Source organism: Sphingobacterium sp. UDSM-2020, assembly GCF_016132525.1.
Taxonomy (GTDB): domain Bacteria; phylum Bacteroidota; class Bacteroidia; order Sphingobacteriales; family Sphingobacteriaceae; genus Sphingobacterium; species Sphingobacterium anhuiense.
In genome coordinates this window covers 4342195-4357400 of record NZ_CP066166.1, presented here as the reverse complement: position 1 = coordinate 4357400, position 15206 = coordinate 4342195, and the positions used below count along the sequence as shown (strand labels likewise).

Genomic DNA, 15206 nt, shown 5'->3' with positions numbered 1-15206 from the left:
CAAAACCGATTATAATGAAAAGATTCTTCTTTTGCTTACTATGTATACCTTTTTTTCTACATCAAACCTGTGGACAAATTGCTATTGATCGAAAAGCAGTAGTAGATAGACATCGGATTGTAAGCAACAAACTTGATCTGTTGAGTCCAGCACAGGTTGGTAATGGCGAATTTGCTTTTGCAGTAGATATTACCGGTTTACAAACATTTGTACCATTTAACACTTTATCAAACTGGAGTTGGCACAATAGTCCTTTACCAAAAGGTATGAAGGAAAGTGACTTCAAAAAGACTACTCTCAAAACCAATGGCAAAGATGTTCAATACGATCTTCCAAATCCAAAACAGGAACAACTATCCAACTGGCTTGCTGCAAATCCGCATCGCTTCAATTTAGGACGCATAGGTTTCAAACTAATTCGAAATGATGGTAAACTGGGAAATCAGAATGATATTGCACATACCCATCAAGAAGTTGATCTCTGGACAGGAATCATTAGCAGCAGTTTTGTGTTTGAAGGTGTACCGGTCCTTGTTAAAACAGCTTGTCATCCCGATAGCGATGCAATTGGGGTATCGATTCAAAGTGCACTTATCGGAAAGGGGCAACTCGCCGTTTTCTTTGCATTTCCTTATGCCATAGAACAAGGATATGAGAATTACCTAGGCGTATATGATGGCGGTGATCAACATACTTCCACACTTCAGAGTTTAGAAAAAAATTCTGTACGTATAGACCGTACAATGAATAGCACACATTATAGCGCTTCCATTAAATGGGCGACTGATGCTCAGATGATAAAGACAAAACAAATGCATCGTTTTGAACTTATACCAAAAGATACTGCAAAACTTTCCTTCACTTGTCTCTATTCAAATCAAACTAACGATATTCAGATACCCATCACTTCAAACCTTTTTGAAGAAAGTGAAAAATCATGGAAAGCATTCTGGAATTCTGGAGCTGCTATCGATCTATCTGAGAGCAAAGATCAGCGATGGAAAGAGTTGGAACGGAGAATTGTACTATCGCAATACCTGATGCGACTGAATGAGTCGGGCTCTTTACCTCCACAAGAAAGTGGTCTGGTCAATAATGGCTGGTTTGGTCGTTTCCATTTCGAAATGATTTGGTGGCATGGCGTACATTATGCGCTCTGGAACAGATGGGCATTGTGGGATAAAAGTCTTTCGACATATCAAAATTTTTTAAAAACATCAACAGAAAGGGCACTCAATCAAGGATATCAAGGAGTACGCTGGCCCAAGTGTACTGGTGATATCGATCGAGACTGGCCAGACTTAATTCATGCGACACTTGTATGGCAACAACCCCATCCCATTTATTTTGCGGAACTCGATTATCGATTGCATACGAACAAGGAAACATTAACGAAATGGAGAGATGTGGTATTTGCAACTGCAGATTTTATGGCAGATTATGCTTCGTATGACAAAACAAAAAATCAATTTGATTTAGGTCCTCCTCTATACTTAGTATCGGAAAATTCTGATCCATTAGTAACCAAAAATCCGACATTTGAATTAAGTTATTGGCGTACTGGACTACGCTTAGCACAACAGTGGCGCGAGCGACTTGGCATGCCAACAAATAAAAAATGGAAAAATGTACAGGATAAACTCGCCCCCCTACCGCAAAAAAATGGCTTGTATGAGACTTATGAGAATATACCAGACATGTGGAAAAAATATAATTACGAACACCCTGGACTAATTGGTACTTATGGCATGCTTCCAGGAGATGGTGTAGATCCAGAAACATTCAAACGTACACTGAAAAAAGTGTTGGAAACCTGGAACTTTGATCGCACATGGGGATGGGACTTTCCCATGCTAACTATGGCTGCTGCTCGTTGTGGCTATCCGGAACTGGCGATCGATTTGCTACTGCGCCCTAGTAATAATTTTCAATTTGACCAGCATGGTTTAGCTACAGGTGGTCCATTTCCCTATTTTCCATCAAATGGTGGATTACTAACTGCAATTGCCATGATGGCCGGTGGTTGGGATGGTTCATCCTCAAAAAATCCTGGATTCCCTAAGGATGGAAATTGGTCAATTCGTGCCGAAGGATTCAATCCTTTACCAGCACTAAAATAATAGCGAAATAAAAATCTCCAATCACTGTCGGCGGAAATCAAGAAAGCCAACAGTGAAGGAGATTTCCAAAATACAACAAAAGGAATTATACCAAGAATTCCTTCAGTTGTGCTATATCTGTTATGGTATAGTCTGCTGATGAAGTTGAATGAAGCGGTTGTTCCTCCCAACTTTCTCCATTCAACCAAAGTGTTTGACAACCGTTCACTTTTCCCGGTTCCATATCTTTGGTATAGGAATCTCCAATCACCAGACAGGCATTTGCAGGTATACCTAAAGCTGAAACACCTAAAGTATAGATTTCAGGGTTAGGCTTACGTACTCCAACTCGTGCAGATTCGACAACGGCCTCAAAATAATGCAGCAACTGATAATGCTCTAAAACATGTTCCAGATTTCCATAAAAATTAGATACCATCACCATTTTATATTGTTTCGATAAAGTATCAAGTAATGGCCTAACGTGATCAAGGCAATCTTCTACTAGTTTATTGCAGGCATTAACAATTTGCAATCCGACACTATCTACCAGAGAGGTCATATTTAAATATTCAAATTGTGCTGTTATCTTAGCTAAAAGCACATCTTTAAAATTAAAAAGTGGCTTTATAATAGGATTTGTAGCCATTTTTCGTTCAGCATATACATATGCATCATAGAAACCGGACTTATCGGTCGCTACTCCATAAAATTGATAATATTCCCAAAAAACAGCTGCCCAATGTCTTCCATTGGTATCCAATGTTCCGCCGTAATCAAATAATAATCCCTTTATACCTGTTATTTTCATCATCTTAATTTATAATCTTTACGGACTATACTCATCCAAATCAACCCTATACCAATCCAAATAATTTCACGAATACGGGTTGCCAATCCCATAAATATACCTACCGATGCGGGGAAACCAATACTTGTGACTGCCATTGCCAATCCTCCTTCACGTGTACCCAGCTGCATAGGCAGAAAAAAGATCAGGTTAGCGAAAAGCGAAGATCCTGAACTAACAATAAAAGCCTGAATCACACTTATATCGAGTCCCAGTGCTACTCCAATAAAATAAAGTTCGGCACAACCGACAACCCGAGCGAAAAATTCCCAAAAGAGTGCTACAAAAAATTGTGGTCTACGCTGTGTATATAAATCTTGGATCTGCTGATCAACATGTTCGAGTACTGTTTTTTTATCTTCATAAAATGTACGCGCGTACTTACCTACAAATGGAATCTTTTGAAAAAAGCGTACGATAGTGACTGTAAATCCCCGTTTATAAATTTTTGAAAAGGACCAAAAAATACCGAGTCCAAAGAATAAAATAAATAAGCAGACAATAAGCATGCTCGCACTTAAGGGCACTACTGCTAGAATCAAAAAGATGGACACCAGCCAAAAAACAATATGCGATAAAATATGTACCATACCGTACAGCAGCACCGAGGAGCTCGCTTTTGCTTCTCCCAAATGTGGTTTCAATTCCATAATACGGTAAGGTTCGCCGCCTAAAGCGACAAAGGGTGTAACATAATTAATGCTGTAGCCACTTACTGTCAACTGTAGAATTTTGATAAAGGGCAGTTTCGTTTCAGGAAAGTTCGGTTCTTCAATGATTGATTTAAAAGCAAAAGCATTCATTACATAGATCACCAACCAACTTAGTAATATGGGCACAAACCACCACCCGGTCTGCAACAGATTGTTCCAAATATTTACTGGACCAATACTGAAAATCATATAAGCAAGTGTAGCTATTCCAATGATCAAGAAAATAAGCTTATATATGTTTTTCATCATATTGATTTGTCGCTAATTGATCGATGAAATGAGCACTTACTTGCTCCTGTCTTTTACACATATAGATCAGTATCGGATTTAAAATAAACATGTCAAAAAAGAAATATAACCAGACTTGATCAATAAAGATCCATAGAAATAAAAACAGTACGCGTGTATTAAACTGTACGATATTGGTATACTTCATCAATGGTCGGTTACGGATACGAAATGCGTTGACAAATGATGCTGGCATCTGGTCGGCATACTTACGCTTAACCATCTGCAATAACTGTTGCAGTTTTGGCGAAAAATTCTCCTGCATGGTGGTATAATTCTTATAGCCGTTCAGTACGAATTTTTGAAAGAAGTCTTTCTTCCAGCTCATTTTGTCCAACTCTGCCTGAAGCTCTTTCGAATTATCTAGTTCACTACCTGCTTTTCCCTTTATAAAATACAAATGGACATTGCGATAATAGTCAGCCATTGCTGATTGAAATACATGGGATACTCCCGCTAAAACACCTGGTACCCAAATCCAGGCTGACCAACCTTCATTCATACAGCGTAAACATAAAGCAATATGAATGGCCGCAAACCAGAAATCACCTGCAAATCCATCTAAAATTCTTCCAAACCGACTTTTATTGTCGGTCATCCTGGCCAACTGTCCATCTGCACTGTCTAAAGAATTGGCAAATACCAATAAGAGCATGCCGATGATATTGATCCATAGATCACCGTAATAAAAGAGAATCCCGGCTCCTACACCAAAAAATATACTGGTGATCGTCACGGCATTGGGTGTCACTCCTACTCGGGCACAAAACTTAGCGATACGATAACCTATCGGCCTGTAAAACCAAATATCGATTCGCTCTTCTGTGTCATTCGATTTGAGTGACTGTTCAAATAATGTATGTTCTGATTTAGACATAATTCCGATCATCTTTATCTTCTTCATTAAAGATCATCCGATCTATAAATTCAGAAAATTTTCCAAAAATATGAGTGGCTATTGCTTCTGCGGCCTGTTCTCTGCAGGGCGCAAAGCTTGGCCAATCGTTTAAATCTATAATATGAAAACTTCCATCAGTTTGTACGATAGCATCTCCACCATAGATAGTGACTCCCAAAACTTCAGCCGCTCGTTCCGCAGCCTGTTTTAAAGCCTCATTATCAAAAGGGTAATGTGCTGTTGCACCGTTTATTTGCTCATAAGCGGCGTATTTATGATGATTTAGATCATAAGGATGAAACCAATAGAAAAAATCAGTCCCAGAGACTGCATAAAACTTTACCAAATCGCCAAATAAATGTTGCGATACGACAGCGTCATCAATACCACGCAAAGCATATTCTGCCAATATATTATTTGCTTCGTCCTTGGTGCTTACAAAACTGACATCTTCCTTATGAACGGCATGAAAATCTCCTCTTTTTATCCATATACCCGGTAAGCCAAAATGATCAAACAGCTCTCCTATATCATCGTGGGTATTAACAACTACACTTGCTGGATAAGGCACATCATTTTCTAACAGTTTTTCTGTCATAATAGTCCGATAGCAGCTCTGGATTCCAAATGATGAGTTGATAATCAAAACGCCGTTACGCTCCAGCTCTTGCAAATAACGCACTAATGCTTTGGATCTTCCCATTGTGATAATGGGTTCTTTTTGATAACCTTTCAGGGAAAGAAAATCATCTTCTGTTACCTGGGTGATATTGACACCTTCTTTTTCCAGTAATCCGATTACTGCCTGAAAAATTGCTGTATCATTATTAACATGATTTGGCGAGAAATCATTTTTCCTTAGTATTGCATATACTCTCATGATTGGCTCTTTTGCTCCATTAAAAAATATTCAGCCGTCTCCCTGTCATGTAGATGATCCACATCAATAATTTTGGCAAAAGGATACGCTTTGATCATAAATCCTTTATCGATAAGGAATCGCTGATAATTTCGCATGCGCTGATTGCCTGCGGCTAAGGATTCAACAGCAGCCTGCATGGCTTTCTTTCGTAAACAATAAATACCACCCGATACGAATGCTGCCTGCGGATATTTGTTATCTGAAAAACAAACAATTCTATTATCGCTATTTACGGTCACATATAAAGGGCTTTCGTCATCAACAAAAGGAGTAACAGCAAATAATCCGTCCATATCTCCCTGCTGAAATGCCTCTACATATTGGCCAAAGGTATCCGGTTCAAACACCGTGTCTGTTGTTGTAAGACAGCAGGAATCCCAATGGGGAAATGCTTCTTGCAGAGCAACAAAACTATGTAAGGAACTCACGGTATCTTTGATCAACAAATGAATAGGAATTTTAAATTCATGTTTGACCAAAAACTTATGTAATTCTTTATTCTTTCCGTTGATAATAATGAAAACAGATCTGGCTCCCTGCGTTGCAAAAATATTGATCAGTCTCTCGATCATCGGAACACCTAATAAAGGCAGCAAAGGCTTTGCTTTCTTAAATCCTTCCTTCTTTAACCGCTGCCCTTCACCGGCAGCTATAATTGCGTACTCCATCTTAATTGATAAAACCCTTAAAGTATTTAAAAATACTTCAAGGGTGTTGTAAATTGTATAATGCGTTACATGCTATCCACTAGCTCTTGATAGTAATCCAGACCTAAGTGTGTAATCAGATCTTCCCCCATCATATGGCGCAACGTGTTTTGCAACTTGATGAGCTGTTTAAAAATATCGTGCTCTGGAGGTAATCCAGGAGCAGTCTGTGGAGATTTTAAATAGAACGATAACCACTCTTGGATACCGAACATACCTGCACGCTGTGCCAGATCTATAAATAACGCTAGATCTAATGCGACAGGCGCAGCCAGAATAGAATCACGACATAAAAAGTTAATTTTTATCTGCATTTTGTATCCCATCCATCCAAAAATATCAATATTATCCCAGCTTTCTTTATTATCGCCATGTGGCGGGTAATAGTTGATACGTACTTTATGATATAGATTACCGTACAACTCTGGGTTTTTCTTGGCATCCAAAATCTCTTCAAGCACACTTAGCTTGGAAACTTCTTTTGTTTTGAAATTTTCCGGATCGTCTAATACAAGTCCATCTCTATTTCCTAAAATATTGGTTGAAAACCAGCCGTCAACTCCTAATGCGCGAGCTTGTAAACCGGGAGCAACAATTGTTTTCATCAAAGTCTGACCTGTTTTAAAATCTTTTCCCGCTATTGCTACTTGCATCAACTGTGCTAACTCCACAATGGCAGGAACGTCACAACTTAAATTTGGTGCGCCATTAACATAAGGTGCGCCCTGCTTTAAAGCTGCATATGCATAAATCATACTAGGTGGAATACGCAGATCATTTTGATCCAAAGCATCTTCAAAATTTTTCAGACTATCAAAAATAGCATTTCCTTCAATATATTTTTCAGTTGAGCCACACCAAAGTACTACGATACGGTCACAGTTATTTTCTTTTTTAAAGTTCTGGATATCTGCTTGTACAGCATCGGCCAAAGCTCTTCGTGTAAGTCCCTCTTTAATATGCTGTCCATCGAGATTCTTAACAAAATTACGATCAAAAACAGCCTTCATAGGTTTAATTTGCTCCAACTCCGCCCGTACTTGCTCCAATTGATAAGGTTCTAAAACACGTGCTTTTGAAGCTGCTTCAAAGACATTATCGGCATATACATCCCATCCTCCAAACACAATATCTTCTAATTTTGCCAAGGGTACGAAGTCCTTAATCAAAGGATTTCTATCTTCTGTACGTTTTCCTAAACGAATGCGGCTCAATTGTGATACTGAACCTATGGGTTTTGAATACCCCTTATTGATACCTGCGACACCTGCGATCAATGTGGTGGCTACTGCACCCAGACCCGGAATTAATATTCCCAGCTTACCTTTTGCTTCATTCACTTGTTGTTTCATTTTGTTGTATTTAAGTGATATTTAAAATTAATGGATTAGAATTCTCGTTATTATTGATTTTCTGGTCTTAAGCTACCAGAGTACATCGTTAAACACTTATTACTTGATTTTGTTGTGTTTAAATAAAATTTAATTATCTTTTCACTGTTAAAAATGTCCTAAGCGCTAGGGCTCAGGACACTCGTTAAACAGATATAATAGACTTACCACGTACTATTCTTTTAATGTCTACCCCCTCCTAAGGCACGGTATAAATTGACTTCAGTGTAGAGCCTTTGACTCTTAATAGCTGCATTATCGAGTTCGGCCTGCAACTTACTCTGCTGCGCTGCTATCACCTCTAAATATGTTGCCATATCATTCTTAAAGAGAATATCGGCATTTCGAATCATCTCCTGATTGCGGGCAACCAGACCGCGTGATATTTCTTCCTGCTCTTTTAAAGATGCCATACTGGCTAGAATATTGGATACTTCACCTACTGCCTGTAGTACACTTTCTTTAAACTGAATTTCCGCCTGTGCACTTGCTATTTTGGCCTGATTGAAAGCTGTCTTTAGCTGTCGACCTTGTACTATTGGTTGCGTCAGTGAACCCGTTAAGGCTCCAAATAACGAACCTGGGATATTGAACCAATCACTTGCTTTAAAGGCATTTAATCCTCCTTGTGCTGTAATATTTAAACTCGGGTACATGCTTACTTTAGAAACATGCACCTGTGCGAATGACTTTTGGACTTCCAGTTCTGCAGTTCTTATATCCGGACGTAAAGCGAGCATCATAGCAGGAACACCTGTTGCTAGATGATCTTTTGCCTGTAAAGTGACTAAAGAAGTTTTTCTTTCTATATGACCGGGCATACGACCTGTCAATGCCTGCAAAGCATTTTCCTGAATGATAATCTGTTCGTCCAGCACAGGGATAGATTTTAAAATGAGATCTCTATTTCCTTCCTGTTGTTGCACTGCCAGTAGCGTTGTAAGCCCCAAAGTATGTTGCACGCGTGTCATCTGCAGAATATTATCAATCAAGTTTAAATTTTTTAAGCTGATATCTTTTTGTAAATCCAGCATCAACAAGTTGTAATACCCTTGTGCGACCGTACTAACCAGACGCGTTTGAATCGCCTTGCTCGCTTCCTGAGTCTGTAAATAACTGGTCAGCGCCATCTCTTTACGTCCCTTGATCTTACCCCATATATCAGCCTCCCAAGAAATATTTACTGCAGTTGTGTAATCCTCCATGTATTTTTTTCCCATAAATTGACCAGCCATCATACCATTCATACTATTATCAGATGGTCTGGTTACCGTTCCCGTTCCTGCTGACAATCCAATCTGTGGTAAATCACCCCATTTTGCCTGTTTCATAGATTCGGTTGCGATATCAATCTGTTTAATAGCCACCTGTAGATTATTGTTTTTCAAAAGCGCGGTATCGATAAGATCTAATAAAATCTGATCACTAAAGAACTCTTTATATGACAGTGATGCAATGGAACTGCTATTACTTTCAATGACTCGATTATCCTGCGTAAATGTTGCAGGTACTGCTACTGGGTTAGGAACATATTTCACAGACTTACAGGCAGCCGTTACCATTAAAGTGAGACACAGGCAAGTCATATTTATTTTATTCATATTTATGTTAATGCTTAACATTTGATTTACTTTTAATGTGAAACTTCTGTTTCTTCATACTCCCAATCGCTTTCTTCCGCAGGCTTTCCACTCATACGTTCCTGCAGGTACTGAAACACGACGAACAAGACCGGTGTTAAAAACACCCCGAACACAGTTCCTGCAAGCATACCAAATACTGCGGCATAACCGATGGAATGGTTCCCGATCGCCGAAGGCCCTACTGCAAACAACAACGGCATCAAACCTGCTATAAACGCGAGTGAAGTCATCAAAATCGGTCTAAGTCTTGCCTTTGCACCTTCAACAGCGGCGGCTACGATACTCTTTCCTGCGCGTCTGCGCTGAATAGCAAACTCAATAATCAAAATAGAATTTTTGGCCAGTAGTCCGATCAACATAACCAAAGCAACCTGTACATAGATGTTGTTGGATAGACCTGCAAAACCAATTCCTACAAATACGCCCAAGAGACCACAGGGGATGCTGATCAAAACTGCCCATGGCAGAATATAACTTTCATATTGAGCTGATAACAAGAAGTATATAAAAACAATACATAATCCAAAAATAGCAGCAGTCTGGCCACTGGATGATTTTTCTTCACGGCTCATTCCTTTCCAATCATGCGCAAAACCATTGGGTAAAAAAGTGGCACTAACTTCATCTATAGCTTGCATCGCCTGACCAGTACTATACCCAGGTTTTGGCATCGCGGTAATGTTAATGGCATTAAATAAATTAAAATGCTCTACTGTTTCTGGACCAGATACAGGTTTTAATTGTACTAAACTGTTAATCGGTACCATCTGGCCCAATTGATTTTTAAGCATAATTCCATCTAAAGAGGAAGGATCTGACCTAAACTCAGGAGATGCCTGGATGACAACACGGTAATACTTTCCAAAACGATTGAAATCGGATGCTTGCATACTTCCGTAATATCCTTGCATCAAAGTCATTAAATCGGAGACATTCACGTGAAGCTGTTTGGCCTTCATTTCGTCAACAACCATTTCATACTGTGGATAGGATGCATTAAATGTGGTAAAGGCAAATGCGATCTCAGGTCGTTGCATCAATGCGCCCATATATCCATTGGCCGTTTCACTGAATTTACTTAAACTGCCAGCGGTCTTATCTTGTAGAACAACTTCTAATCCTGAAGTATTACCAAAACCCGATACAGTCGGCATACCCAATACAAAGAAGTTTGCACTTTGATTTCCTTGTAACTGTCCTTGAAGAGCAACTAAAATTTGATTGATATCTTTAACTTCTCCCCTTTCTTTGAGTGGTTTCAAGCGGATCATCAATACCCCTGCAGAAGAAGAAGTACTAAAACTCATCATATTTAAACCCGAAATACTGATCACCGATTCTACAGAAGGATGTTTCTGAATTTCTAATTCTGCATCGGTTATGGCTTTAGTTGTCCGATCTAAAGATGCACCTGGTGGCGTATTGACCATGGCCATTAAAAAACTCTGATCCTCATCGGGTATAAAACCTGTCGGTGTGGTACGGAACATCCATACAAACAATACCAATAGCACAGCCAGTCCTGAGAATGCCACAGTTTTACGTTTTATTAAGAAAAGGACAGATTTACCGTAACGAAATGTCAGTTTATTAAAAGCTGCATTAAATCCTGCGAAAAAACGTTCTTTAAAATTTGTTTTCTTCTCCTCATGATGCCCATCGTGTGATTTTAATAATAACGCACATAATGCAGGACTTAAGGTTAGTGCATTAACTGCTGAGATCAGAATTGCCATTGCCAAGGTCAAAGCAAATTGTTGATAAAACACACCTGTAGGGCCTTCCATAAAAGCAACGGGTATAAATACTGCCGACATCACAAGCGTAATGGATATAATAGCGCCTGTGATCTCACTCATTGCAGACATTGTCGCCGCTTTTGCATTTAACTTTTTCTTCTCCATTTTAGCATGTACTGCTTCTACGACAACGATGGCATCATCGACAACGATCCCAATCGCAAGTACGAGTGCAAAAAGGGTCAGTAGATTGATCGAAAATCCAAACAGTTGCATAAAGAAAAATGTACCAACAATAGAAACCGGAACTGCAATCGCTGGAATTAATGTCGATCTAAAATCCTGTAAAAAGATAAATACAACAATAAAAACGAGTACAAAAGCTTCTAGCAAGGTGGTGATAACTTGAGCAACAGACTGATCTAAAGATTCCTTCGAAGAGTACGGCGTAGTATATTTAATACCTGCGGGAAACGACTTTGAAAGCTCCTGTAAACGTTCCTGCATCTCTATCTCGACTGCATTAGCATTTGAACCAGCTGTCTGATAAAGGGCAATCATAATCGCCGGTTTCTTATTATACGCTGTGGCAACCGTATTGGTGTAAGACCCAAACTCAACTTTAGCCACATCCTGCAGACGCAACACGGAACCATCTGCATTTGCGCGTATGATAATATTTTCGTAATCGGCTGCTTCAGCCAGCTTTCCTTTATATCGGATGACATATTCTACAGCTTCCTTGGTACTCTCTCCAAATCTTCCTGGAGCAGCTTCAATATTCTGAGTCTGGATCGCAGCAGACACTTCTTGCGGCGTGATATCATAGGAAGCCATCTGAGCTGGATTGAGCCAAACGCGCATCGAGTAATCTTTGTTACCGAATACCTGTGCATCACCGACTCCTGTGATACGCTTCAACTCTGGAACAATATTAATCTTAGCATAATTCTCTATAAAAAGTTCGTCTGATTTATTATCATCGGAGTATAGCGTAACCATGGCCACCATACTATTCTGTCTTTTTAGTGTGCTTACACCGATCTGATTAACCTCTGCAGGTAACATACTGGTTGCTTGCGATACTCGGTTCTGTACGTTTACTGCGGCCTGATCCGGATCTGTTCCTAATTTAAAAACAACAGTAATCATCAAACTACCGTCATTACTGGATGTAGAAGTAAGAAAGTCCATATTTTCTACACCATTGATGGCATTTTCTAATGGAGGTGCTACTGCCTTTGCAATTACTTCGGCAGAGGCACCTGGGTAAGTCGCCATTACGGTCACACTTGGTGGGGCGATTTCAGGAAATTTGGTAATGGGTAAACCGAGCATAGCCACGACTCCCAGAATAACCAGCAATATGGATATAACTGTAGCCAATACTGGCCTTTTAATTATTTTTTTTAACATAATGACTAAGGATAAATGGTTGTTAAGATTTATTCACGCTATCTTTTACTGTGGTTGCGGATTTCACCTTAACAGGCATACCATTCTGAAGGAAACTAAGTCCATTTGTAATTATCTGATCACCTGCTGTAACACCTGATTTGACGAAGTATTGAGATTCTTGTTTACCGCTTACTTCAATTGGCGTCTGTACCGCCTTTCCTTCTTTACTGATCGTAAAGACATAAATTTTATCTTGAATGGCTGTCGTTGCTGTGATCGGAACCACAACAACCTGCTCAATATGTTGATCTAATGCTATTTTCCCTGTGTTTCCTGTTCGTAATTGTCCTTGCGGGTTTTCAAATTTTGCCCGAAGACTGATCGAACCTGTATTCTTGTCGAATTGACCTTCAATAGCATCAATTTTTCCTAAATGTGGAAAGTCCTGTCCATTAGCTGTTTTTAAAGTTACAGGAGCGGCTTGCTTCAACTTTTCAGCAACAGAGTTTCCCGGTAATGCTGCCTGAAAATTAACAAAATCGTTTTCACTCATTGAGAAATATGCAAATACGGCATGCGTATCTGATAAGAGCGTTAAGGGTTCGACTGCAGCAGGATTAATGAGACTTCCTAATCGATAAGGAATACGACCTATAGTGCCACTGACCGGAGCTTTGATTGTACAGAATTCAAGGTTAATTTTCGCTGTTTCAAAAACGGCATTTGCCTGCGCTAAAGCCGCTTGGGCACCTTCGTACGTTGCCTGTGCTTGGTCAACCTGTAGATTAGATACGAGTTTATTACTTACTAATTCTTTTTTCCTATCTAGATCTATTTTAACATTGGACAGATTCGCCTTTGCTGCTAAAATAGATGCTTGCGCATTTTTATACTGCTCTTTATAGGTACGATCATCCACTTGAAATAAAGTCTGCCCAGCCCTGACAAATGCACCTTCATCAACAAAGATCTTAGCCAGATAACCGGAAACTTGTGGACGGATTTCAACATTTACAACTCCTTCAATGCTGCTTGCATAAGTTTTTGTTAATATTCCATTTTCTTCTTGAAGTATCATCACTGGAACTTCTAAGGCTGCGGGTGCCTCCCCTCCCTGGTTTGGTTTTTGACCACAACTTGTTAGGAATCCTAGGCTTAAGCCTAGCAATGTTGATTGAACAACTAATTTCCGATTCATTTAAAATATATTATGTTCTCGCTATATTTAAAGATTCGAAAAGAAGGGTTAGTCACTAAAATATTGGACTTCAGACCCCATCTTTTCTCCTCATGTACAATTAATACAAATATATATCTGACTAAATCGGTTAAAAAGTCTAAAGGGAGCTTTAACTTGTCAAAAAGACACTAAATTAGTTCGGGATAAATTTAAGTTAATAATTCTTTACGATACAGAATCGGGGATTGACCTGTATTCTTTTTAAAGAATTTGCTAAAAGTAGGTAAATCACTAAAATTCAATTGTTGCATGATATCTGAGATTGAGTAAAAATTAGACCGTAATTTAGCTGTCACTTCAGCCATCAACGTTTGTTCAATAATCTGCAGCGGGCTTAACCCTGTAACTTCTTTTATAACCCTGCTGAGGTATTTTCGACTCACAAATAAGCAATCCGCATAGTGCTGAACAGAACGGTGAGTATGAAATTGATCTACAACCAGAGTAATGAAATCCAAGCATAATTTTTCTTTGCGGCCACTAAGTACCACCTGGCCGATAACATGATCCATAAGTTCGGATTCTATTTCATAGTTGAGCAATGCGAAAGTACTTTTAATAATTTCTGCCTGATGTTTGGTTGGTGTGGGACTTAGATTTACCTCTCTTAAATGTTCAAGATAAACTACAAATCGCTTAACTACAGGTTCGCGTAAAGAAAATACTTTTAAATAATTGTCGAATAGAAAGTCTAATGAGGATTTGCCTTGAAAAAACATACCTATTTTTTTCGCAAAATCTAAGGAAAACATAAAACTGATCATTTCTAAGTCATCATTCATTTCCAAAAATTCAATAATTGTTGTCGGTGAATGTAAAAAAGCCATGTTTTCGTGGATTTCCTGTTCCGAAAAACCAATCCGCATGCCGAGCGTTCCTTTTAGGATAATACTCATGCCAAAGCTATCGGTACGCATAGGCTCGTATGAACGAATATCAGTCATATTACTTTTCTGCAAATGACAGATAGTAAACCCCTCATACTGTTGTTTGTTCATCTGCTCGGCAACAAACTCCTTTAAAGTAAAAAATGTAATTCGACGATCCATAATCTCAAACGCTAACATAGCGCACGTCTAAGTTAAAATTAAAACTTACGTTTAATTCGCTATTTTTATTTATTTGACAATTCTCTGTCAAAAGTCAGAAGGGAAAATTATCTATTATCTTTCTTCACTAAATCTTATTATTATTAGTTATAAAATGTAGACACAAATGTTTGTTATCGTTTGTAAAATTGTATCGTTGAAAAGCAAAAAACCTGATTCTTTTGATTGCTCTTTAGAATCAGGTCTAAAAATAAATACTACTCTTTCTA

The 15206-nt window shown here is 38.8% G+C and carries 11 protein-coding genes; 1 reads left to right on the top strand and 10 read right to left on the bottom strand.

Annotation, left to right across the window (positions count from 1 at the left end; genetic code table 11):
• Positions 1–14: 14 nt before the first annotated feature.
• On the top strand, positions 15–2120 hold the full coding sequence (locus JAZ75_RS18240) for a hypothetical protein (RefSeq protein WP_208697302.1): 2106 nt from the start codon (positions 15–17) through the stop codon (positions 2118–2120).
• A gap of 85 nt (positions 2121–2205) precedes the next feature.
• Here the strand turns inward: JAZ75_RS18240 and JAZ75_RS18235 are convergent, their stop codons facing one another.
• The 10 genes from JAZ75_RS18235 to JAZ75_RS18190 form a co-directional block, all read right to left on the bottom strand.
• Positions 2206–2913, bottom strand: a complete 708-nt coding sequence (locus JAZ75_RS18235; protein WP_232789256.1) for an HAD family hydrolase — start codon at positions 2911–2913, stop codon at positions 2206–2208.
• On the bottom strand, positions 2910–3911 hold the full coding sequence (locus tag JAZ75_RS18230) for a lysylphosphatidylglycerol synthase transmembrane domain-containing protein (protein ID WP_208697300.1): 1002 nt from the start codon (positions 3909–3911) through the stop codon (positions 2910–2912). The genes JAZ75_RS18235 and JAZ75_RS18230 overlap by 4 nt, the downstream gene beginning before the upstream one ends.
• Positions 3892–4827 carry a CDP-alcohol phosphatidyltransferase family protein gene (locus tag JAZ75_RS18225; protein WP_031289181.1) on the bottom strand — a complete coding sequence of 312 codons (936 nt, stop codon included), beginning with the start codon at positions 4825–4827 and terminating at the stop codon, positions 3892–3894. Before JAZ75_RS18225 ends, JAZ75_RS18230 begins: the two co-directional genes overlap by 20 nt.
• On the bottom strand, positions 4820–5728 hold the full coding sequence (locus JAZ75_RS18220) for a hypothetical protein (protein ID WP_208697299.1): 909 nt from the start codon (positions 5726–5728) through the stop codon (positions 4820–4822). The genes JAZ75_RS18225 and JAZ75_RS18220 overlap by 8 nt, the downstream gene beginning before the upstream one ends.
• Positions 5725–6438 (bottom strand): NDP-sugar synthase, encoded by a 714-nt coding sequence (locus tag JAZ75_RS18215; protein ID WP_232789255.1) that lies wholly within the window; start codon positions 6436–6438, stop codon positions 5725–5727. The genes JAZ75_RS18220 and JAZ75_RS18215 overlap by 4 nt, the downstream gene beginning before the upstream one ends.
• Positions 6439–6503: 65 nt before the next feature.
• Complete coding sequence (locus JAZ75_RS18210) at positions 6504–7829, bottom strand: inositol-3-phosphate synthase (protein ID WP_208697297.1); 1326 nt, start codon at positions 7827–7829, stop codon at positions 6504–6506.
• Between the two features lie 221 nt (positions 7830–8050).
• On the bottom strand, positions 8051–9469 hold the full coding sequence (locus JAZ75_RS18205; RefSeq protein WP_208697295.1) for an efflux transporter outer membrane subunit: 1419 nt from the start codon (positions 9467–9469) through the stop codon (positions 8051–8053).
• 32 nt (positions 9470–9501) lie between these two features.
• The gene (locus tag JAZ75_RS18200) at positions 9502–12666 is read right to left on the bottom strand and encodes an efflux RND transporter permease subunit (RefSeq protein WP_208697293.1); all 3165 of its coding nucleotides are present in this window, start codon (positions 12664–12666) and stop codon (positions 9502–9504) included.
• A gap of 22 nt (positions 12667–12688) precedes the next feature.
• Positions 12689–13846, bottom strand: coding sequence for an efflux RND transporter periplasmic adaptor subunit (locus JAZ75_RS18195; RefSeq protein WP_132767659.1), 1158 nt, complete (start codon positions 13844–13846; stop codon positions 12689–12691).
• 191 nt (positions 13847–14037) lie between these two features.
• Complete coding sequence (locus JAZ75_RS18190; protein ID WP_208697292.1) at positions 14038–14955, bottom strand: helix-turn-helix domain-containing protein; 918 nt, start codon at positions 14953–14955, stop codon at positions 14038–14040.
• Between the last annotated feature and the right edge of the window lie 251 nt (positions 14956–15206).

Coding starts and splice junctions, on each gene's coding strand:
- JAZ75_RS18215 (WP_232789255.1), bottom strand. CDS start 6,438: ATGGAGTACGCAATTATAGCTGCCGGTGAAGGGCAGCGGTTAAAGAAG.
- JAZ75_RS18235 (WP_232789256.1), bottom strand. CDS start 2,913: ATGATGAAAATAACAGGTATAAAGGGATTATTATTTGATTACGGCGGA.
- JAZ75_RS18195 (WP_132767659.1), bottom strand. CDS start 13,846: ATGAATCGGAAATTAGTTGTTCAATCAACATTGCTAGGCTTAAGCCTA.
- JAZ75_RS18200 (WP_208697293.1), bottom strand. CDS start 12,666: ATGTTAAAAAAAATAATTAAAAGGCCAGTATTGGCTACAGTTATATCC.
- JAZ75_RS18210 (WP_208697297.1), bottom strand. CDS start 7,829: ATGAAACAACAAGTGAATGAAGCAAAAGGTAAGCTGGGAATATTAATT.
- JAZ75_RS18205 (WP_208697295.1), bottom strand. CDS start 9,469: ATGAATAAAATAAATATGACTTGCCTGTGTCTCACTTTAATGGTAACG.
- JAZ75_RS18220 (WP_208697299.1), bottom strand. CDS start 5,728: ATGAGAGTATATGCAATACTAAGGAAAAATGATTTCTCGCCAAATCAT.
- JAZ75_RS18230 (WP_208697300.1), bottom strand. CDS start 3,911: ATGATGAAAAACATATATAAGCTTATTTTCTTGATCATTGGAATAGCT.
- JAZ75_RS18225 (WP_031289181.1), bottom strand. CDS start 4,827: ATGTCTAAATCAGAACATACATTATTTGAACAGTCACTCAAATCGAAT.
- JAZ75_RS18240 (WP_208697302.1), top strand. CDS start 15: ATGAAAAGATTCTTCTTTTGCTTACTATGTATACCTTTTTTTCTACAT.
- JAZ75_RS18190 (WP_208697292.1), bottom strand. CDS start 14,955: ATGTTAGCGTTTGAGATTATGGATCGTCGAATTACATTTTTTACTTTA.